Here is a 19,452-nt window from a genome sequence, read left to right as displayed (position 1 = left end):
CGAAACTTCTTATCGGTCGCCGCAATGCCCGGTGTCAGGTGCAATCAGATCGGCCAGACCAACAACAGGATCGGCACACTGACGACCACCACAATGAGCGAAAGCGGCAGACCCAGTCGGGCGTAGTCACCAAATCGATATCCGCCCGGTCCCATCACGAGCGTATTGCATTGGTGTCCGATGGGCGTGAGGAAGTCACAGCCGGCTCCAATTGCCACCGCCATCAGAAACGCATCGGGCCTGAAGCCCAGCTTCTCGGCAAAGGTCGCGGCGATCGGGGCCATGACCAGAACCGTCGCTGCGTTGTTCAAAAACGGGGTTACGGCCATGGCCGCAACCAGGATCAGAGCCAAAGCGCCGAAGGGCGGGAGCATTTCGGCGGTGCGCGACAGGAGGTCCGCGATGATGTCGGTGGTCCCTGTGGTCCTGAGCGAGTCGCTGATCGGAATGAGAGCGGCCAGCATGATCAGAATGGGCGCATCGAGATGCTGATAAACTTCCCGCAAGGGAACGGATCCGGTGACCACCATCAGAAAAGCGGCGGCGAAGAACGCTGTCGCAACGGGAATGCCTCCGAAGGCTGTCGCCCCCATCGTTGCCATCAGGATAATGACGGGAATCATGCCGTTGCGGGCGTTGCCGAGCTTCATATCTCGTTCGACCAGCGGCAAACATCCCCATTCGCGAAGAAGATCCGGCAGTTTCTGCAAGTCGCCCTGCAAGACCACGACGTCGCCATTGCGGATCTTGATCTCGCCCAGACGCTCGGTGAAGCGCCTGTCGCGGCGGCTGACGGCAAGAAGGTTGAGTCCGGTATTGTGGAAGAGAGAAACGTCTTTTGCGCTGACGCCGATCAATCGGGAATGTTCGCCAACGATAGCTTCAACAGAACTGATATCTTGGCGTGTCTCGGGCTCGTGTTTACGGTCGGACAGTTGAAGCTTGGCTTCACTGACGATCTTGTCGAGGGCGCTCTGTTCCCCCTCGATAATAAGAAGGTCGCCATCCTTGAGCACCGTGTCGGGAAGGGGCGTTCGTCTTTGGCCGTTGCCACCGATAATCGCAGTCACCATCGCATCGCCGCCCGCCGGCTTCTGCAGCCAGCTGACGGACCGCCCGATCGCCCCTGATGGCGTGGTGACCTTGGCCTCGGTCGTGTAGTTTTTGATCGCCACCGCCTCATCCATCGACGTTTCGACCCGTGATCTTTCAGGCAGCAGCTTGTAGAACAGCGCCAGAAAGACAACGCCGGCTACAGAGAGCGCCAGGCCGACAGGCGTATAGTCAAACATCATGAACGGCTGCCCGGTGATCTCCTCGCGCACCCGGGAAACGATGATGTTTGGCGACGTGCCGATCTGCGTCATAAGCCCTCCGAGCAGAGAGGCGAAAGACATCGGCATCAGGAACATCGACGGTGATACGCGTGATTTCCGGGCCATTTGCACAGCGACCGGGATCATGATCGCCAGCGCACCAATGTTTTTGATGAAAGCCGACAGGGCTGCGACAATGGCAACCAGAATGATCAGCTGCATCCGTGGCCCGCGTCGTTCGGGAGAAAATCTGCGCAAGGCGACATCCATGATCCCCGATCTGGATATCGCCGCACTGACGATGAGCGCGCTGCCGACGATGATAACAATGTCATCGGAAAAGCCGGAAAAAGCATTCTTGGCGGGGACGATGCCGACAATGATTGCAGCGAGAAGGGAGCTTACTGCGACTATATCGTATCGATAACGACCCCACAGGAACGCGCCCATCATCAGCGCGATGATGAATAGAGATAGCCATTGATCAGCGCGCATGTTTGCATCCCGGTGGTAGCAATTAACGTTTGAAGCAAGAGAACGATACGACGAGACGGAGACATTTTTTTCTCGTCTATACCCAGCCGTTTTATCCGCTGACGGCTGGAGGAGCACCCTGATGGAACTTCCAGCCGTCAGGCGGCATTTCGCTGTCGGGGTTACTTTCGGGAACGACCATGGCCAGTGACAAACTATCGACCTATCGGTCGAAGCGCGACTTTCAAAAGACGGCGGAGCCGAGCGGCGATACGCAGCTCGCCCGCAGCAATCGCCGTCGCTTCGTGATCCAGAAACATGATGCCACCCGGCTGCACTACGACCTGCGGCTCGAGCTGGATGGCGTCTTCAAATCCTGGGCGGTCACCAAAGGCCCGTCTCTCGACCCGCACGACAAGCGACTGGCAGTTGAGGTCGAGGATCATCCGCTCGACTATGGCGACTTCGAAGGCACCATTCCGAAAGGTCAGTATGGCGGCGGGACGGTCATGCTCTGGGATCGGGGCTATTGGGAACCGGAAGGAAATAAGAGCCCCGAGCAGGCCCTCGCCAAGGGTGACTTCAAGTTCACCTTGGAAGGCAAACGCCTGCACGGCAGCTTCGTGCTGGTGCGCATGCGCAATGATCGCAACGGCGGCAACCGGACAAATTGGCTGCTCATCAAACACCATGATGAGTTCTCTGTCGAAAATAATGGCGAAGCGATCCTCGAGAAGAACGACACCTCTGTCGCCTCCGGCCGAACCATGGAAATGATTGCCGCCGGCAAGGGACGAAAGCCCAAGCCTTTCATGGTCGAGGGTGGCGACGTTCAGGCTGATGCCGTCTGGGACAGCAATCACGGACTGGCTGCCGAAGAGCGAAAAGAGAACGCCGGAGGCGGTCGGAAATCGAAACCGGCCACAAAAGTCGATCTGCCGGATTTCATTGCGCCGCAGCTCTGCCAGACCCTGGAACGCCCTCCGGCCGGCACCGGCTGGATTCACGAGATCAAGTTCGACGGTTACCGGATCCAGATGCGGGTGCTGGATGGTGAGGCGACGCTGAAGACCAGGAAAGGGCTCGACTGGACGGCCAAATATCCCGAGATCGCCCAGGCGGCATCGACACTGCCCGATGCGATCATCGACGGCGAGATCTGCGCCCTCGACGATCATGGCGTTCCTGATTTCGCGGCCCTGCAGGCGGCCCTTTCGGAAGGCAAGACCGGCGAACTCGTCTATTTCGCCTTCGATCTTCTCTACGAGGGTGGCGACGACCTGCGATCTCTGCCGCTCGTCGAGCGCAAGACGCGGCTTCAAAGCCTTCTGTCCGACGCCGGCGATGATCCGCGCATCCGTTTCGTCGAGCATTTCGACACCGGCGGTGATGCAGTTCTCCGGTCTGCCTGCAAACTCTCGCTGGAAGGCATCGTCTCGAAAGAGGCGGATGCACCCTATCAATCCGGCCGTACCGAAAGCTGGGCGAAGTCGAAATGCCGCGCCGGCCACGAGGTGGTGATCGGCGCCTATGCCAAGACCAACGGGAAATTCCGATCCCTGCTGGTCGGCGTCTACCGCGGCGACCACTTCGTCTATGTCGGCCGCGTCGGCACAGGATATGGCGCGAAGAAGGTTGAAACGCTGCTTCCGAAGTTGAAAGCGCTCGAGACGGCAAAGTCGCCGTTCACCGGCATCGGCGCGCCGAAGAAGGAGGCCGAGGTCACCTGGCTGAAGCCCAAGCTCGTGGCGGAAATCGAATTCGCGGGCTGGACCGCCGACGGTATTGTCCGGCAGGCGGCCTTCAAGGGATTGCGGGACGACAAGCCGGCCAAAGAAGTCAAGGCCGAACGGCCGGCAAAGCCCGCGCAAACTGACGTGCCGCAGCCGGCCATGGAGGCGAAGGCTAGACCCGTCCGCAAAAAAGGCGCCAAGGCGGAGGTCATGGGGGTGCTGATCTCAAACCCGGACAAGCCGCTGTGGCCGGATGCCAATGACGGCAAACCTGTCAGCAAGGAAGAGCTGGCCCGTTACTACGAAGCCGTCGGCTCCTGGCTGATCGAGCACATCAAGGGACGGCCATGTTCCATCATCCGCGCGCCCGACGGGATCGGCGGCGAGCAGTTTTTCCAGCGCCATGCGATGCCCGGCACCTCGAACCTTCTCGAACTGGTCAAGGTTTTCGGCGATAAAAAGCCCTATCTGCAAATCGACCGGGTCGAAGGCTTGGCTGCCGTCGCCCAAATCGGCGCCGTCGAGCTGCACCCCTGGAATTGCGAACCGCATCAGCCTGAGGTGCCCGGCCGGCTCGTCTTCGACCTTGATCCAGGTCCGGACGTGCCATTCTCCGCGGTCGTTTCGGCAGCCCGCGAAATGCGGGACCGTCTCGACGCGCTGGGTCTGATCAGCTTTTGCAAGACGACTGGCGGCAAGGGTCTGCATGTCGTCACGCCACTCGCAGTCAACAAGCGCAAGCCGCTTTCGTGGGCGGAAGCGAAGAGCTTCGCACACGACGTCTGCCAGCAGATGGCGCGCGACAATCCCGATCTCTATCTGATCAAGATGACGAAGAGCCTGAGGAACGGCCGGATCTTCCTCGACTATCTGCGCAATGACCGCATGGCGACGGCCGTGGCGCCTTTGTCACCGCGCGCCCGATCGGGAGCCACCGTCTCCATGCCGCTGACTTGGACGCAGGTCAAATCAGATCTGGACCCCAAGCGCTTCACTATCCGCACCGTTCCGACCCTGCTGTCGAAGTCCACTGCCTGGGAAGATTACGGCGATGGCAAGCGTCCGCTGGAGCAAGCGATCAAACGGCGCGGCAAGGCTTCCAAGGCGGCTTGAGTATCTGAGTGATTTCTCTGCGTGCCGATATTGCCCTTCACGAAATTGCTCCAAATAACTGTGGAATCGATCGAGGACATCCAAGCGTTGACAATCGCTTGCCCCTGAGGTCTACTGGCCCACTTACCGGACCAGCAGACCTCAGGGGGAGGGGATGGCGATGGATGTTCGGGCGATGCTCGAAGACGACGTTGCGACGCTTGGGGGAGCGCCGAAGAAGTCGATGAAAGACTTCGTCGTCCAGAAGATTGCGACCTTCATCGCCACCGGCATCCTCAAAGCCGGCGACCCGCTGCCCAGCGAACGGGAGCTCGCTTCCGCGCTTTCCGTCAGCCGCGAGACCGTCCGCGGCGCGATCCTGATCCTTTCTACGCATGGAATTCTCTCGGTTGCACAAGGGACGCGAACGGTCGTGGCGTCAGAGGATGTCGGCGAATTGGCGGTCCAGACTGCGCGGTATCGCGACATTGCGGCCTACAGTCTTGACCATGTTCACGAGGCGCGGCTGCTGATCGAAGCACAGGTCGTCAGGGCCGCGGCGGTCAAGATGGAGCCGTCGACCCTTGATTATCTCCGCAAGTCGATCGCAGCACAGGAAGCCGCCTGCGACGATCCCGTCCGTTTTTTGATCTGCGACCGAGAATTTCACACCGCTATCTACCGTTCCAGCGGCAATGCGGTGCTGGCCGACATGGCCGCCGATCTCTATTCCTATCTTCTCAGCCACCGAAGGCGCGTCGTATCGCAGCCCGGAACGATCGCCACGAGCATCGCCGATCACCGGTTGATCCTCGCTGGCTTGGAGACGCGGGACCCGGATGCCGCATGCGCGGCCTTCGCGATCCACGAAACCCGTATTTATACGACGACCAAATTACTCTTCTCGTAGTTCGCAGGGAGGCGAAACACGATGCATATTCTCATTATCGGAGCAGGAGGAATGATCGGCCGGAAGCTCGCCGCCACACTGGGGCGCAGCAGTTCCCTCGGCGATCATGCAATCACCCGCCTGACGCTCGCGGATGTCGCGGCTCCGCCGGTGCCGGAAGGCGCCTCCGTGCCGGTGGAGGCACTGGCTGCCGATATTTCCGAAAGCGGCGCAGCGGAAGCCCTGGCGGCTCGCCGGGCCGACGTGATCTTCCATCTCGCCGCGATCGTTTCCGGTGAAGCCGAGCGCAATTTCGACCTCGGCTACAAGGTCAATCTCGACGGCACGCGATTGCTGTTGGAAGCGATCCGCCGGGAAGGAAGCCGCCAAGCCTATGTTCCCCGGTTCGTATTCTCCTCGTCGATCGCGGTCTATGGCTCGCCGTTTCCCGATCCCATTCCCGATGATTATGTGCTCGCACCTCTCACCAGCTACGGAGTCCAGAAGGCGATTTCCGAGCTTCTGCTTGCCGACTATTCGCGGCGCGGCTTTATCGACGGCGTCGGAATCCGGTTGCCGACCATCGTCATCCGGCCGGGTGCGCCGAATGCCGCCGCATCGGGCTTCTTTTCCGGAATCCTGCGTGAACCGCTCGCAGGCCAGCGGGCTGTTCTTCCGGTCGAAGAAACGGTCAAGCACTGGCTGGCAAGCCCGCGTTCCGCCATCAAGTTCCTGATCCATGCGGCCACACTCGACACGGCGGCGCTGGGTGTTCGGCGCACGCTCACCATGCCGGGCGTCGCCGCTACCGTGGCCGACCAGATTGCCGCCTTGCGCCGTGCTGCCGGTCCCGAGGCGGCGGAGTTGATCGATCGTCGCCGCGACGAGGTCATTGAAGGGATCGTCGCCGGATGGCCGAAGTCCTTTACGCCCGAACGCGCGACGCAACTGGGTTTCGTCGCCGAAACCACGGTGGACGAGCTGATCGAGGTCTACCTCGCCGAAGATGCTCCGGGTGCGTCCGGATGAGATTGGGCTGGGCTAAAACCGCCCCATAGGAGGAGAGTATCGCCCGGGCACACCCGCATATGCGGGATTGCAGCGGCAGAAGGACTTGAGAAGATAAGGCCGCCGGCAAGATATACGAAATTACGAATACATAGCATGTAGCGCTCGATTTCTGGGAGGAGTGGGTATGGCAGGCGTTCAATTCGCGGATGTGCGGAAATCATTCGGGGCATTTCCGGTCATCAAAGGCGTCGATATCGACATTGCCGACGGGGAATTCGTGATCCTGGTCGGCCCGTCGGGTTGTGGAAAATCCACTCTTCTGCGGATGCTGGCGGGACTTGAGAATATTTCCGGCGGCGAGATCAAGATCGGCGGGCGCGTGGTCAACACGCTGCCGCCCAAGGACCGCGACATCGCCATGGTGTTCCAGAACTATGCGCTCTATCCGCATATGACGGTACAGGAGAACATGGGCTTCTCGCTGATGCTGAACAAGGCGCCGAAGGCGGAAGCCGAGAAGCGGGTGAAATATGCCGCCGGCATCCTCGGTCTCGACAAATTGCTCGACCGTTATCCGCGCCAGCTATCCGGCGGTCAGCGCCAGCGTGTCGCCATGGGGCGGGCGATCGTCCGCGATCCGGAAGTCTTCCTGTTCGACGAACCGCTATCCAACCTCGATGCGAAGCTGCGCGTCGCCATGCGCGCCGAAATCAAGGAACTGCACCAGCGGCTGAAAACGACGACGGTCTACGTCACCCACGACCAGATCGAGGCCATGACTATGGCCGACAAGATCGTCGTCATGCATGACGGCGTTGTCGAGCAGATCGGCACGCCGCTCGAGCTTTACGACAAGCCGGCCAATCTCTTCGTTGGCGGGTTCATCGGCTCGCCGGCGATGAACATGATCAAGGGCCGGCTCGATCCCGAAAACCCCACAAGTTTCAGGGCATCCGACGGCACTGCGCTCCCGGTCGCCAATCCGCCAGCCGACGCCATCGGCCGCGACCTCGTCTACGGGCTGCGCCCGGAATACATTTTACTCGATGCCAACGGGCTGCCCGGCGAAATCGTGGTGATCGAGCCGACCGGCTACGAGACACATCTTATCCTCAGGCTCGGCGGCAGCGACCTCAGCTGCGTCTTCCGCGAACGCGTCAGCGCGCGGCCGGGCGAGACCCTGCGCGTTGCGATCGACGCCGCGCATGTTCATCTCTTCGATGCCGAGAGCGGCCGAAGATTGACCGACTGACGCCGTCCAGCGGCTGCGCGGGGCGGAGGAGCCCCGTCGCCCGCAGGCCGGCAGCACCCCGTTTCAGGGATGCAAGGACCGACGTTCACCAAGCGGGAGGTGAACGTCGGGGAGTTCGCACCCGCTTTTTGAAGAGGAGGAATATCATGAGTTTTAAGAGACGTGACTTTCTTGCCGCCTCGGCTGCCGTTGCCGGCGCCGCCGGCCTCGGCATCAGGCCGACCTTCGCGCAAGCCGAACCGACCTACACACCGGAAAGCGGCGCCAGCCTGCGGCTGCTACGCTGGACACCTTTCGTCAAGGGCGACGAGGAGGCATGGCTTGCCAACACCAAGAAGTTCACCGAAGCGACCGGCGTCGAGGTGCGCATCGACAAGGAAAGCTGGGAAGATATCCGCCCGAAGGCGGCCGTCGCGGCCAATGTCGGCTCCGGCCCGGACCTCATCATGTGCTGGTTCGATGACGCCCACCAGTATCCCGACAAGCTGGTCGACCTGACCGAACTCGCCAACTATCTCGGCAACAAGTATGGCGGCTGGTATGACGGTGTGAAGGGCTATGCCGCGCGCGGCGACACCTTCATCGCCATGCCGCTGGCGGCAATCGGCAATGCGGTGGTCTATCGCGACACTCACGTGAAGGCAGCCGGCTTCAGCGAGTTCCCGAAAGACACGGCGGGCTTCCTCGAGCTTTGCAAGGCGATGAAAGCCAAGGGTACGCCGGCCGGCTTCCCGCACGGCAAGGCCGTCGGCGACGGCAACAACTACGCCCATTGGCTGCTTTGGAGCCACGGCGGCAAGATGGTCGACGAAGGCGGCAAGGTGACGATCAACAGCCCGGAAACGCTGGCGTCGATCAACTATGCCAAGGAGCTCTATGCGACCTTCATTCCGGGCACGGAAAGCTGGCAGGACGTCAACAACAACCGCGCCTTCCTCGCGGGCCAGGTGTCGCTGATCGCCAACGGCGTCTCGGTCTATTACACGGCCAAGAACGACCCGAAGCTCGCCGAGATCGCCAAGGACATCCGCACGACGAATTTCCCCGTCGGCCCGGTTGGCCAGAGCGTCGAGCTTTTCCAGACGAGCTCACTGCTTCTCTTCAAGCATACGAAGTATCCGGAAGCGGCGAAGGCCTACATCAAGTTCATGATGGAAGCCGACCAGATGAATGCCTGGATCCAGGGCTCAAGCGCCTATTGCTGCCAGCCGCTCAAGGCTTTCGCCAAGAACCCGATCTGGACATCCGATCCGATCCACGCGCCTTATGCACGTGCCTCGGAAAAGCTGCGTCCGAACGGCTATGCCGGCCCACTTGGTTATGCCTCGGCAGCGACCATGGCCGATTACGTTCTGGTCGACATGTATGCGGCCGCCGTCACCGGCCAGATGTCGCCCGAAGATGCGATGAAGGAAGCTGAACGCCGGGCAAACCGCTACTATCGCGTCTGAGCCACGCTTCAAAGCAAGCGGCATGCCGGCTTCGGCGTGCCGCAAGCACCCTGCGAGTTCAAAACGCAATCTGGAGATAAGCAATGTCGATGGTGAATCCGGAGGATAGACGCGGGCCGATCTCTTCGCTCCTGCAGAACAACAATGTGCTCGGCTTCCTGTTCATGTTGCCGGCGGCGGTGTTCCTCGTCTGCTTTCTCACCTATCCGCTGGGGCTCGGCGTCTGGCTCGGCTTCACCGATACGAGGATCGGCCGCGACGGCATCTTCATCGGGCTGGAGAACTACCAGTTCCTGATGGACGACAGCGTCTTCTGGCTGTCGGTCTTCAACACCATTCTCTATACCTCCGTTGCCTCGGTGCTGAAATTCGCGCTCGGCCTCTGGCTGGCGATGCTGCTCAACCAGCATCTGCCGTTCAAATCCTTCTTCCGGGCCATCGTGCTGCTTCCCTGGGTGGTGCCGACGGTGCTTTCGGCGCTGGCCTTCTGGTGGATCTACGATTCCCAGTTCTCGATCATCTCCTGGTCGCTGATGCAGCTCGGGCTGATCAGCGGACCGATCAACTTCCTCGGCGATCCCATCAATGCGCGCATATCCGTCATCGTCGCCAATGTCTGGCGCGGCATTCCCTTCGTGGCGATCTCGCTGCTTGCGGGGCTGCAGACGATTCCGGCGTCGCTGCAGGAGGCCGCCTCGCTCGACGGCGCCACGAACTGGCAGCGTTTCCGCTATGTGACGCTGCCGATGTTGACGCCGATCATCGCCGTTGTGATGACCTTCTCGGTGCTCTTCACCTTTACGGATTTCCAGCTCATCTACGTGCTGACCAAGGGGGGACCCGTCAACGCGACGCATCTGATGGCGACGCTATCCTTCCAGCGCGGCATTCCAGGCGGTCAGCTCGGCGAGGGTGCGGCCATCGCGGTCGCCATGGTGCCCTTCCTGCTCGGCGCCATCATGTTCAGCTTCTTCGGCCTGCAACGGCGCAAATGGCAACAGGGCGGCCAGGATTAGGGTCAGGGTTAGGGAGAGTGACGATGTCGATAAATTCAAACGCCGCCGATCAGGTCGTGACCGACAATGCCGAAGGTATGAGCTATCTGAACCGCCTGCCGCGGCGGATCGTGATGCTCTACCTGCCGATGGCCGTCTTCGTCGTCGTGCTGCTCTTCCCGTTCTACTGGATGGCGATCACCGCGGTGAAACCGAACGATCAGCTGACCGACTACAGCAACTACAGCCCCTTCTGGGTCGTGGGAGCGACGCTCGATCACATCAAATACCTGTTCTTTGAGACATCCTATCCGGGCTGGCTGTGGAACACGATGCTGGTCGCGGTCTGCTCCACGTTCCTTTCGTTGGTGGCGTCAGTCTTCGGGGCCTATGCCATCGAGCGCGTCCGCTTCACAGGCTCCCGTTCGGTCGGCCTCGTCATCTTCCTCGCCTATCTCGTGCCGCCGTCGATCCTCTTCATCCCGCTTGCCTTCATCGTCTTCAAGCTCGGAATCTACGACTCGCGGCTGGCGCTGATCTTCACCTATCCGACCTTCCTCATTCCCTTCTGCACCTGGCTGCTGATGGGCTATTTCCGCTCGATTCCATTCGAGCTGGAGGAAAGCGCGCTGGTGGACGGCGCCAACAGATGGCAGATTCTCACCAAGATCATTCTACCGCTCGCCGTGCCGGGGCTGATTTCGGCTGGCATCTTCGCCTTCACGCTGTCCTGGAACGAATTCATCTATGCGCTGACTTTCATCCAGTCCTCGGAAAACAAAACCATCCCGGTCGGCGTCCTGACCGAACTGGTGCGCGGCGACGTCTTCGAATGGGGGGCACTGATGGCGGGCGCATTGTTCGGCTCGCTCCCGGTGGTCATCCTCTACTCGTTCTTCGTGGACTATTACGTCTCATCGATGACCGGGGCGGTGAAGGAGTGACATTCTACCGCGGACACGCCCTTGCTTCCCGCAGCAACTGGGTGCTACCGGTGCGCAGTAGCAATGATAGGCGTGTCCGCAGCTTAAATGGGATCAGCGGCCGTCCCATCATGTATCGAAACCTCGTCTTGCCGAGATCGAATAATTGTAAATTGCCGCGTAGCTCGTCGATACGAGCAGCGGAAATGCGATGGTCTTGAGTATTTCCGGCGTACCGGTCGCCGCATGGATTGCCACGAGAATGCTGGCTGAGCCGAGACAAGCAATGACAGGCGGCGCCCAAAATCGTGCGGATCCGACGAAGCGCTTTGAAAGCCAGTCGATCACAGATTTCAGGAAAAGCGTCAGGCAGGCGGAAATCGTACCCTGCACTAGGCCGGCATAGAGCGGCAATGGCATGGCGTGCGCGCGATTGGCGAAAACCGCCCAGCTGCCCATTGCCAAAAAGGCGAAGAGAACGTGGACAACGCCGCTGCTGAGAAGCCGGTGGAGTGCATTCGGCATCACATCGACCACCCGTAGCGCACAAGATGGCGCAACAGGGTCAGAGCCTTTTCTTCATCGCGGCGCGCAATATATCGTTGATCCGATCCTGCCAACCAGGGCCATCTTCCTGGAAAAAGGCAAGCACATCACTGTCGATCTTGAGCGAAACAAACTCCTTGGTATTCGGCAGCGCCGGCCGCTCAACAGCCTGTTCCGGCTTCTTCTTCGCGGGTTTGAACAACGCTTCGGCAGCATCCATTGGATTGACAGGTCTGCGGGGAGAGTTTGCCATCGATGTGACTTTCTATTGCCTGTCGGAGCGACATATGAGCGGCATACGGGATGTCGGCCGCTTCGTCGACTATATATCTTGTTTTACGACACGGGGATTTAGCCGACCTGCTCGATCGCCAGCGTGCCGGCGGCAGAAACCACTTGTCCTTGCGCTTCCGGTCGTTCGCCTCGGTGACCGCGTAAAGCCGTCGGCTATGATCGGGAAGCGGCTTCACAAGGTTTGCATTGCCGGCAGGTTCTGGATGCCAGACCTGCCGACAATCTGATCGTCAATCAGCCTTTTTGCGATACAGCAATGTCATGAGCGCGAGGACGCATCCCAAGACTCCGACCGATGCGAAGATGTAGAAGTTCCACTGTGGAGCCAGGCCTGCACCCAGAACCGCGCCGCCGATGGCCGGTCCTATCATGCCGCCGATACGGCCGATGCCGAGCGAGAAGCCAAGGCCGGTTCCGCGGATCTCAACCGGATAGAGGTTTCCAACGAGAACGTTGGCGAGGATCTGCGTACCGATCGTTCCCGTACCGGCGAGTGCGACGAGACCATAGACCTGGAGGCCCTGATCCACCTGCGTCAGCAGCCAGATCGAGCAGGCTCCGAGAAGAAACATGCCTGCCACGACTATTTTGACGTTTCCGCGGTCGGCAATCCTTGCGCCGATCAGGAGGCCGACGGCCGCTCCGAGATTGAGCGTTACGGAGAAGAGCAGGGCAGAACCGATGTCATAGCCCATCTTGTTCATGATGGTCGGAAGCCAGTTGACCATGCCGAATGTGAGCAGAAGCGAACAGAAGTGGATGCCCCACGCATTCAATGTCGGCAGCAGGCGACCTTCGGAAAACAACGAGCGGATGCCGACCTGGCGTGACGCAACGGGCCTGGCTACGGGATTGGGCAGCCCGTACTGGTTTGCGATCTGGTTGGCTTCGGTCTGGCGGTTCTTCGTTGCCAGCCATTCGGGGGACTCGGGGATGAGGCGGATGAAGAAAGGCAGAAGCAGGATCGGTGCACCGCCGATAATCATCAGTGGACGCCATCCGTATTTCTGTATCAGCAGCATTCCGAGGATACCCGAGATGATGCCGCCGGCCAGATAACCGAGAAGAGCAATCGAATAGGCCATTGCCTTCCGTTTCGGCGGAGAAAACTCGATGATCAAAGCGGTTACCGTCGGAAAAAGAGCGCCAAGGCCCAGGCCGGCGAGAAAGCGTGTTCCCTCGAAAGCGAGAAAGTTCGGCGCAAGACCGCTGCCGATCATCATCACGGAAAAGCTCAGCAGACTGCCGATGATGACCTTGCGACGACCTATCCTGTCAGCAAGTGTGCCGGCAACGAGTGCGCCCAGCAACATACCGAACAGGGTGATGGAAGCAGCGCGTCCGACCATGCCCGGCGTCAGGCCCCAACTGGCTTCACCGAGCAACGCCGGCGCGACTGCGCCGTAAACGATCAGGTCGTAGCCGTCGAACAGGATGAGCAGACCGCAAAGGGCGATGATAATATTCGGGCTGCGAACGCGTTCGTTGATAATAGCGAGATCTTGTATGGCCAATTTTCCCTCCCCATACATTTGCGTACAGGAGTACGCTCCTGCCAGCGGCAGGTCCGCGTCGATCCGTGTACAAATCCTCCTGGATCGTTGCCGGCGTGGTTCCTCCCAGCGCCAGACTCACCCGCAAACGGGCCATGTCAAGACAACGATGACACGCTATTAAATACTTGCGAATAAAATATTTGCAACTGCAAACTTTTCAGCTCGCAACTTTTCCCTTTCCGGACATTGCCGGCAGGTTGCTGTGCATGCGACGCAGCGCCTTCTTCAGTGCTGCGACCTCCTCGTCCGACATGTCCTGAACCGCGGTGCGTTCAAGCTCGACGGCAAGCGGCATGAGCCTTTCGGTCAGCGCCTCGCCCTGCGGGGTCAGCCTTACGATGACGATACGGCCATTATCTTCCGGACGTGTTCTCGACACCAGCTTGCGCTTGGCCAGTGTGCCGACGAGGCGCGAAAGCGTCGAAATCTCGACAGAGACGACGTCGGCGAGATCTCCAAGGGTGCTTTCCCGGCGCTCCTTGAGCATGGCCAGAACCCGGTACATCGCCACGCTGAGATTGTCTTCGGCGATTCTCTGCGCGAATACCTCGGCTATCCGCACGCCGGCGCGATTGAGAAGATACGGAACGGAATCGGTAAGTTTGTACATGTCTCTGTCTGCTGGCGGGATTTCGCTTGCTGAGGGCTCTCTCCGACATGCACCTAAATTACCGGAATGACAACACGATTGGCTTTCAGCAGTCGAGAAAGGCTGAGTAAGGCAAGCATTTTCCCGCTCAATTTATAAACTTGCATTGACAATAGTTGCATATGCAATAATCTAAATGCCGAGGAGACACGGGAGGAAATCATGTCTGCCACTGCTGCCCTTGGCATAGCGCCGGCCCCTGCACCCATCAGCGATGCGTTTCGATCGACCATGCGCCGTTTCCCGGCGACGGTGACGGTCATTTCAGCTTGTCGCAACGGTGCGGATCATGGAATGACGGCCACCGCCGTCACATCACTTTCGATGGATCCGCCATCTCTTATAATCTGCCTGAACAATCGCACCTACCTGCATGACATGCTGCTTGAGGTGCCGGAATTCGCAGTCAGCGTTCTGACCGACAGGCAGGCAGCCGTATCGGAAGGGTTCAGCGGCAAGATTGCGCCTGAGCGTCGCTTCGACGCTGCCGATTGGGTTCGCCATGAGCGCGGCATGATGGTGCTGGGCTCCGCTCATGCCTCGGTTGTCTGCCGCCGCATGGGCGCAGTTCCCTACGGAACGCACACGATCTTCATCGGGCAGGTGGTGGATACACGCCATTCCGAAAATACGATCGCGCTGATGTACGAGAATTCGAAATATTGCGCGCCACAGCACGCGCTTCCTGCATCCCAGAACTGAAGGTAGTTCCATGAACAATACAGCCGCCCTGTTTCCCGCCTCGGCGCGGGTCAAGACAGCATGTCTTGCAGATCGCATCGCCCCGGTGCTGGACGAAATCCGTGCCGGCGCCCGCGATACCGAAAAATCCGGTCGTGTGCCGGCGCGCTCTGTCGATCTGCTGCGCTCCGCCGGCTATTTCGATATCGTCAAGCCGGCCCGTTTCGGCGGCGATCAAGGATCGTTTGCCGAGCTTGTCGATGCAAATATCGAGCTGTCGTCGGCCTGCGCCTCCACCGGCTGGGTTGCCGGCCTGCTTTCCGCGCATCAATGGCTCCTCGCCATGTTCGATGAAAGGGTTCAGCAGGAGGTGTGGGGCAGCAATCCGGATGCGCTGCTATGCGGTTCCTATGCGCCGGTCCGCATGGCGGAACGCGTCGAGGGTGGCTTCCGGCTATCCGGCGATTGGGCCTTTGCGAGCGGATGCGAAAATGCCCAATGGGCGCTCTGTGCGGCGATCATTCCGCCAAACGGCGAGGGTGAGCGTCCTGTGCCGGCGTTCCTTCTGGTTCCCGCCGACGACTATACCATCGCCGAGACTTGGGACGTGGTCGGCCTCGCGGGCACCGGCTCAAAAAGCCTGATCCTCAAGGATGTCTTCGTGCCGGAATACCGCATATTGAGCTTTCCGGATGCGACCTCCGGCAGAACGCCGGGCGGACGTGGCTATAAGGGTATCGGCCTTTTCAACATTCCGCTCCTCATGGGGGTTCCGTTCTGCCTCGGCAGCGCCGCCGTCGGTGCGGCGAAGGGCGCACTGGATAGCTATATCGACCAGATCGGGACCCGTGTGACACGTGGTGCAGTTGCCGGTGGCAACAACAAGATCGCGGAGTTTCCGACGATCCAGCTTCGCGTGGCGGAAGCCTCCGCATCCGTGGATGCCGCCCGCGAAATCATTCTGCGTGATATTGCCCGGGCGCAGCAACTAGCCCAGGCCCGCGAGGATGGCACCGGCGAGATCACCGAAGACGATCGGATTCTCGCCCGTCGGAGCCAGTCCTTTGCGGTCAGCCTGGCCCTTCGAGCCGTGGAAGCACTCAATGCGTCGACAGGCGGCCTCGGCCTCCAGATGTCCAACCCCGTCCAGCGTGCATGGCGCGATGCAAATGCCGTCGGGCGCCACATTTCCATGAACTGGGATGCCGTGGGCACCATGGCCGGCCAGCAGCTGCTCGGTCTTCCGCCCAAGGGCCAATTCTGATCCGCCATCCCCATTATTTCGATTCAAGACAGGAAAGAGAGCATATCGTGCAAGGCAAGATCGCGCTTGAAGAACACTTCGCCATTCCCGAGACGCTGCAGGATTCGGCTGGATTCGTGCCGGGCGACTACTGGACGGAACTGTCCGCCCGTCTTCTCGATATCCAGGAAAAGCGTTTGCGGCTGATGGATGCCCACGGCATCGAGAAGATGATCCTGTCGCTGAACGCTCCGGCCGTGCAGGCGATCCCGGATAGGGCAAAGGCCCTGGAGATTTCCCGACGCGCCAACGACTTTCTGGCGGAGCAATGCGTCAAGAACCCGAACCGCTTCCTGGGATTTGCAGCATTGCCCCTGCAGGATCCGGATGCCGCAACACAGGAATTGCAGCGTTGCGTGACGACGATGGGTTTCGTCGGTGCATTGGTCAACGGCTTCTCGCAGGAAGGCGACGGAACGACGCCGCTCTACTACGACCTGCCGCAATACCGACCGTTCTGGGCCGAAGTCGAAAAACTCAATGTTCCCTTCTATCTGCATCCGCGCAACCCGCTGCCGCAGGATAGCCGGATCTATGCTGGCCATTCCTGGTTGATGGGTCCGACATGGGCGTTCGCGCAGGAGACTGCCGTCCATGCGCTGCGCCTGATGGGATCCGGCCTGTTCGACGAACATCCGGCTTTGCGGATCATCGTTGGCCACATGGGCGAGGGACTGCCATATATGATGTGGCGCATCGACAACCGGAATGCGTGGGTCAAGGTGGAAAAGAACTATCCGGCCAAACGCCGCATTGCCGATTATTTCAACGAGAATTTCTACATCACGACGTCGGGGAACTTCCGCACGCAATCGCTGATCGATGCTATGCTGGAAATCGGCGCGGACCGAATTCTGTTCTCAACAGACTGGCCATTCGAGAACATCGACCATGCTGCAAACTGGTTCGACAGCACGACCATCTCCGAAGCCGACCGGCTGAAGATCGGTCGCACCAACGCGGTTTCACTCTTCAAACTCGATCGATAGCATGGTTGCACCTTTCAGATACACGGTCAGCACGGCCCAGGTGATCTTCGGGAGCGGCTCGTTGAACCGTCTCGCCGAGGCGATTGCAGGGCAGGGCGGCAAACGCGCCCTGATCCTTTCGACCCCGCACCAGAAAGCGGAGGCTGAACGCATCGCTGCTTCCCTCGGTCCGCTTGCGGCGGGACTATTCCACGATGCGACGATGCATACGCCGGTCGATGTGACCGAGCGCGCGATGGCGGCCTATAACGCAGCCGGCGCCGACTGCGTCGTCGCGATCGGCGGCGGATCGACGATCGGTCTCGGCAAGGCAATCGCCTATCGCAACGACGCGCCACAAATCGTGGTGGCAACGACCTATGCGGGGTCGGAGGTTACACCGATCCTCGGCCAGACAGAGAACGGGCAGAAGACGACGGTCCGCGGGCCCGGCATCCTGCCCGAAGTGGTGATCTACGACCCTGAATTGACATTAGGATTGCCGGTCAACATCAGCGTCAGCAGCGGGCTCAATGCGATGGCGCATGCGGTCGAAGGTCTCTATGCACAGGATCGCAATCCCATTTCGTCGATGATGGCGGTCGAGGGCTTGCGCGCGCTGAAGCAGGCTTTGCCTCAAATCGTCAATGCCCCTGGGGACATCGAGCCGCGAAGCGAAGCGCTTTACGGTTCCTGGCTGTGCGGCACGGTGCTCGGAGCGGTTGGAATGGCTCTGCATCACAAGCTTTGCCATACGCTGGGCGGTAGCTTCGACCTGCCGCATGCCGAAACCCATGCGGTCATTCTTCCCCATTCTGCTGCCTACAACGCTGAAGCCGCAGCGGATGCGCTAAAGCCCGCTGCCGATCTTTTTGGCGGCTCGCTGGGCAGCAGTCTTTACGATTTTGCCGCTTCGATCGGCGCCCCCGTGGCGCTGCGAGATCTGGGTATGAAGGAAGCCGATCTGGATCATGCAGCGGAACTCGCCGCGCAGAACCCCTACTGGAACCCGCGCCCGATCGAACGGAAAGCGATCCGGGCTTTGTTGCAGAGCGCCTGGGAGGGCGCGCGGCCGCGTTAGTGCTTTAGGAGGATGGCCACGTGCCTGAATATTTCACCGAAGAGAGATCCGTGGAAGCAGTCAACTCGCGGATGGGGCAGGGCGTTGATCCGCGCCTTGCCGAAGTCATGGCGTCGCTCGTCAAGCACCTGCATGCCTTTGCCAAGGATATCAGCCTGACCCAGGAGGAATGGGAGCTGGCCATCGGCTTCCTGACCCGTACCGGCCATCTCTGTCATGATGAGCGGCAGGAGTTCATCCTGCTCAGCGATACGCTGGGTTTGTCGATGCTGGTGGATGCGATCAACAACCGGCGTCCGCCAGGCGCCACGGAAAATACCGTGTTCGGACCGTTCCATGTCGAAGGTGCGCCCGTACGGCAGATGGGTGAAAACATCTCGCTCGACGGCAAGGGCGAGAGCTGTCTCTTCGTCGGGCGGGTGCTGGATCTTGACGGCAATCCGATCGAGGGAGCCCGGATCGATGTATGGTCGGATAATTCCGATGGCTTCTACGACGTCCAGCAGCCGGATATCCAGCCGAAGTGGAACAACCGGGGCATCTTCGTCACCGGCGCAGATGGCGCCTATAGCTTCGTCGGCATAAAGCCGGTTTCCTATCCGATTCCGGATGATGGTCCGGTCGGCCAGATGTTGACGTCCCTCGGCCGCCATCCCTACCGTCCTGCCCATACCCATTACCTAATCACGGCTTCAGGTTATCGGAAGCTGGTCACCCACACTTTTGTCGGCAACGACCCCTATCTGCAATCCGATACGGTGTTTGGCGTCAAAAACAGCCTGGTCGCGCCTTTCGAGCGTGTCGATCGTCCGACGATCTGGCGCTCCGATTTCGATTTCGTGCTGACGCCGTCGGAGAATAGACAATGATCGTCGCCCGCTACGCGATATCCGACCGCGGCAAGGCTGCCGAACGCTCCCGATTGATCGAGGAGCATAGGGCCTATCTGCATGGCGCGGCGATTCGCATCCTGCTGTCCGGACCTTCTGCACCGCCGGCGGAAGGCAAGGGTTCCACCGCAATCGTAATCGCGCAAGTCGAAACGCTCGCCGAGTTCGAGGCCTTCAGCGCAGGAGACCCCTTTGTCCGCTCCGGCGTTTACGCGAGCGTCGACATATTCGAATGGCGGCCCAGTTTTGGGCTTCTTCTGGAGAGTCTCTGATCGGCGTTTTAACCTGCTGAAAGCGATCAGATCCAGAGCATGATGCCGAAAAGTGTGAGCGGTTTTCGGACGACAT

The 19,452-nt window shown here is 60.1% G+C and carries 19 protein-coding genes; 13 read left to right on the top strand and 6 right to left on the bottom strand.

The genetic code is table 11. From position 1 onward, the window contains the following. Nucleotides 1-44: 44 nt before the first annotated feature. Nucleotides 45-1,811 (bottom strand): SLC13 family permease, encoded by a 1,767-nt coding sequence (locus RLCC275e_RS24220; RefSeq protein ID WP_033183167.1) that lies wholly within the window; start codon nt 1,809-1,811, stop codon nt 45-47. 179 nt (nt 1,812-1,990) lie between these two features. Here RLCC275e_RS24220 and ligD point away from each other — a divergent pair, with 179 nt between their 5' ends. The 7 genes from ligD to RLCC275e_RS24185 all read left to right on the top strand — a co-directional run bounded on the left by ligD (nt 1,991) and on the right by RLCC275e_RS24185 (nt 11,157). Continuing rightward, entirely contained in the window at nt 1,991-4,636 is a 2,646-nt protein-coding gene (ligD, locus tag RLCC275e_RS24215; RefSeq protein ID WP_033183168.1) for a DNA ligase D, read from the top strand. A 160-nt stretch (nt 4,637-4,796) separates the two neighbouring features. After that, entirely contained in the window at nt 4,797-5,525 is a 729-nt protein-coding gene (locus tag RLCC275e_RS24210) for a FadR/GntR family transcriptional regulator (RefSeq protein WP_033183169.1), read from the top strand. 21 nt (nt 5,526-5,546) lie between these two features. Further along, entirely contained in the window at nt 5,547-6,533 is a 987-nt protein-coding gene (denD, locus tag RLCC275e_RS24205) for a D-erythronate dehydrogenase (protein WP_033183170.1), read from the top strand. Between the two features lie 166 nt (nt 6,534-6,699). Next, complete coding sequence (locus RLCC275e_RS24200) at nt 6,700-7,767, top strand: ABC transporter ATP-binding protein (RefSeq protein WP_033183171.1); 1,068 nt, start codon at nt 6,700-6,702, stop codon at nt 7,765-7,767. Nucleotides 7,768-7,913: 146 nt separating this feature from the next. Further along, nucleotides 7,914-9,218, top strand: a complete 1,305-nt coding sequence (locus RLCC275e_RS24195; RefSeq protein WP_033183172.1) for an ABC transporter substrate-binding protein — start codon at nt 7,914-7,916, stop codon at nt 9,216-9,218. Nucleotides 9,219-9,301: 83 nt separating this feature from the next. Further along, nucleotides 9,302-10,234: a carbohydrate ABC transporter permease gene (locus RLCC275e_RS24190; protein ID WP_003562463.1), complete on the top strand. Its 933-nt coding sequence runs from the start codon at nt 9,302-9,304 to the stop codon at nt 10,232-10,234. Between the two features lie 23 nt (nt 10,235-10,257). Further along, nucleotides 10,258-11,157: a carbohydrate ABC transporter permease gene (locus RLCC275e_RS24185; protein WP_033183173.1), complete on the top strand. Its 900-nt coding sequence runs from the start codon at nt 10,258-10,260 to the stop codon at nt 11,155-11,157. A 108-nt stretch (nt 11,158-11,265) separates the two neighbouring features. On the opposite strand, the gene RLCC275e_RS24180 is transcribed toward RLCC275e_RS24185, so the two are convergent. The 5 genes from RLCC275e_RS24180 to RLCC275e_RS24160 all read right to left on the bottom strand — a co-directional run bounded on the left by RLCC275e_RS24180 (nt 11,266) and on the right by RLCC275e_RS24160 (nt 14,444). Next, the gene (locus tag RLCC275e_RS24180; protein WP_033183489.1) at nt 11,266-11,661 is read right to left on the bottom strand and encodes a hypothetical protein; all 396 of its coding nucleotides are present in this window, start codon (nt 11,659-11,661) and stop codon (nt 11,266-11,268) included. Between the two features lie 40 nt (nt 11,662-11,701). After that, the gene (locus tag RLCC275e_RS24175; RefSeq protein WP_033183174.1) at nt 11,702-11,935 is read right to left on the bottom strand and encodes a BrnA antitoxin family protein; all 234 of its coding nucleotides are present in this window, start codon (nt 11,933-11,935) and stop codon (nt 11,702-11,704) included. A gap of 271 nt (nt 11,936-12,206) precedes the next feature. Then, nucleotides 12,207-13,508 (bottom strand): MFS transporter, encoded by a 1,302-nt coding sequence (locus RLCC275e_RS24170; protein ID WP_171816967.1) that lies wholly within the window; start codon nt 13,506-13,508, stop codon nt 12,207-12,209. A 181-nt stretch (nt 13,509-13,689) separates the two neighbouring features. Further along, nucleotides 13,690-14,142, bottom strand: coding sequence for a MarR family winged helix-turn-helix transcriptional regulator (locus RLCC275e_RS24165; RefSeq protein WP_003562469.1), 453 nt, complete (start codon nt 14,140-14,142; stop codon nt 13,690-13,692). Nucleotides 14,143-14,195: 53 nt separating this feature from the next. Then, on the bottom strand, nt 14,196-14,444 hold the full coding sequence (locus RLCC275e_RS24160; protein ID WP_165402845.1) for a hypothetical protein: 249 nt from the start codon (nt 14,442-14,444) through the stop codon (nt 14,196-14,198). Here RLCC275e_RS24160 and RLCC275e_RS24155 point away from each other — a divergent pair. The 6 genes from RLCC275e_RS24155 to RLCC275e_RS24130 are packed head-to-tail and all read left to right on the top strand — an operon-like array spanning nt 14,344 to nt 19,376. After that, the gene (locus RLCC275e_RS24155) at nt 14,344-14,883 is read left to right on the top strand and encodes a flavin reductase family protein (protein WP_003562470.1); all 540 of its coding nucleotides are present in this window, start codon (nt 14,344-14,346) and stop codon (nt 14,881-14,883) included. The genes RLCC275e_RS24160 and RLCC275e_RS24155 overlap by 101 nt on opposite strands. A gap of 10 nt (nt 14,884-14,893) precedes the next feature. Further along, nucleotides 14,894-16,126: a flavin-dependent monooxygenase gene (locus RLCC275e_RS24150; RefSeq protein ID WP_033183176.1), complete on the top strand. Its 1,233-nt coding sequence runs from the start codon at nt 14,894-14,896 to the stop codon at nt 16,124-16,126. Between the two features lie 47 nt (nt 16,127-16,173). Further along, the gene (tsdA, locus tag RLCC275e_RS24145; protein WP_033183177.1) at nt 16,174-17,154 is read left to right on the top strand and encodes a gamma-resorcylate decarboxylase; all 981 of its coding nucleotides are present in this window, start codon (nt 16,174-16,176) and stop codon (nt 17,152-17,154) included. 1 nt (nt 17,155) lies between these two features. Beyond that, nucleotides 17,156-18,214, top strand: coding sequence for a maleylacetate reductase (locus RLCC275e_RS24140; protein WP_033183178.1), 1,059 nt, complete (start codon nt 17,156-17,158; stop codon nt 18,212-18,214). 20 nt (nt 18,215-18,234) lie between these two features. Then, a complete protein-coding gene (locus RLCC275e_RS24135; protein ID WP_033183179.1) occupies nt 18,235-19,083 on the top strand; it encodes an intradiol ring-cleavage dioxygenase in 849 nt (282 codons plus the stop codon). Continuing rightward, the gene (locus tag RLCC275e_RS24130; RefSeq protein ID WP_033183180.1) at nt 19,080-19,376 is read left to right on the top strand and encodes a YciI family protein; all 297 of its coding nucleotides are present in this window, start codon (nt 19,080-19,082) and stop codon (nt 19,374-19,376) included. Before RLCC275e_RS24135 ends, RLCC275e_RS24130 begins: the two co-directional genes overlap by 4 nt. The last annotated feature ends 76 nt before the right edge of the window (nt 19,377-19,452 follow it).

It is taken from the genome of Rhizobium brockwellii (genome assembly GCF_000769405.2).
Lineage (GTDB): Bacteria > Pseudomonadota > Alphaproteobacteria > Rhizobiales > Rhizobiaceae > Rhizobium > Rhizobium brockwellii.
This window is presented reverse-complemented; position numbering and strand designations above follow the sequence as displayed.

Excerpts from the sequence above, each read along its gene's own strand:
- RLCC275e_RS24220 (WP_033183167.1), bottom strand. The coding sequence starts at position 1,811 with ATGCGCGCTGATCAATGGCTATCTCTATTCATCATCGCGCTGATGATG.
- ligD (WP_033183168.1), top strand. The coding sequence starts at position 1,991 with ATGGCCAGTGACAAACTATCGACCTATCGGTCGAAGCGCGACTTTCAA.
- RLCC275e_RS24210 (WP_033183169.1), top strand. The coding sequence starts at position 4,797 with ATGGATGTTCGGGCGATGCTCGAAGACGACGTTGCGACGCTTGGGGGA.
- denD (WP_033183170.1), top strand. The coding sequence starts at position 5,547 with ATGCATATTCTCATTATCGGAGCAGGAGGAATGATCGGCCGGAAGCTC.
- RLCC275e_RS24200 (WP_033183171.1), top strand. The coding sequence starts at position 6,700 with ATGGCAGGCGTTCAATTCGCGGATGTGCGGAAATCATTCGGGGCATTT.
- RLCC275e_RS24195 (WP_033183172.1), top strand. The coding sequence starts at position 7,914 with ATGAGTTTTAAGAGACGTGACTTTCTTGCCGCCTCGGCTGCCGTTGCC.
- RLCC275e_RS24190 (WP_003562463.1), top strand. The coding sequence starts at position 9,302 with ATGTCGATGGTGAATCCGGAGGATAGACGCGGGCCGATCTCTTCGCTC.
- RLCC275e_RS24185 (WP_033183173.1), top strand. The coding sequence starts at position 10,258 with ATGTCGATAAATTCAAACGCCGCCGATCAGGTCGTGACCGACAATGCC.
- RLCC275e_RS24180 (WP_033183489.1), bottom strand. The coding sequence starts at position 11,661 with ATGCCGAATGCACTCCACCGGCTTCTCAGCAGCGGCGTTGTCCACGTT.
- RLCC275e_RS24175 (WP_033183174.1), bottom strand. The coding sequence starts at position 11,935 with ATGGCAAACTCTCCCCGCAGACCTGTCAATCCAATGGATGCTGCCGAA.
- RLCC275e_RS24170 (WP_171816967.1), bottom strand. The coding sequence starts at position 13,508 with ATGTATGGGGAGGGAAAATTGGCCATACAAGATCTCGCTATTATCAAC.
- RLCC275e_RS24165 (WP_003562469.1), bottom strand. The coding sequence starts at position 14,142 with ATGTACAAACTTACCGATTCCGTTCCGTATCTTCTCAATCGCGCCGGC.
- RLCC275e_RS24155 (WP_003562470.1), top strand. The coding sequence starts at position 14,344 with ATGTCTGCCACTGCTGCCCTTGGCATAGCGCCGGCCCCTGCACCCATC.
- RLCC275e_RS24160 (WP_165402845.1), bottom strand. The coding sequence starts at position 14,444 with ATGACCGTCACCGTCGCCGGGAAACGGCGCATGGTCGATCGAAACGCA.
- RLCC275e_RS24150 (WP_033183176.1), top strand. The coding sequence starts at position 14,894 with ATGAACAATACAGCCGCCCTGTTTCCCGCCTCGGCGCGGGTCAAGACA.
- RLCC275e_RS24140 (WP_033183178.1), top strand. The coding sequence starts at position 17,156 with ATGGTTGCACCTTTCAGATACACGGTCAGCACGGCCCAGGTGATCTTC.
- RLCC275e_RS24130 (WP_033183180.1), top strand. The coding sequence starts at position 19,080 with ATGATCGTCGCCCGCTACGCGATATCCGACCGCGGCAAGGCTGCCGAA.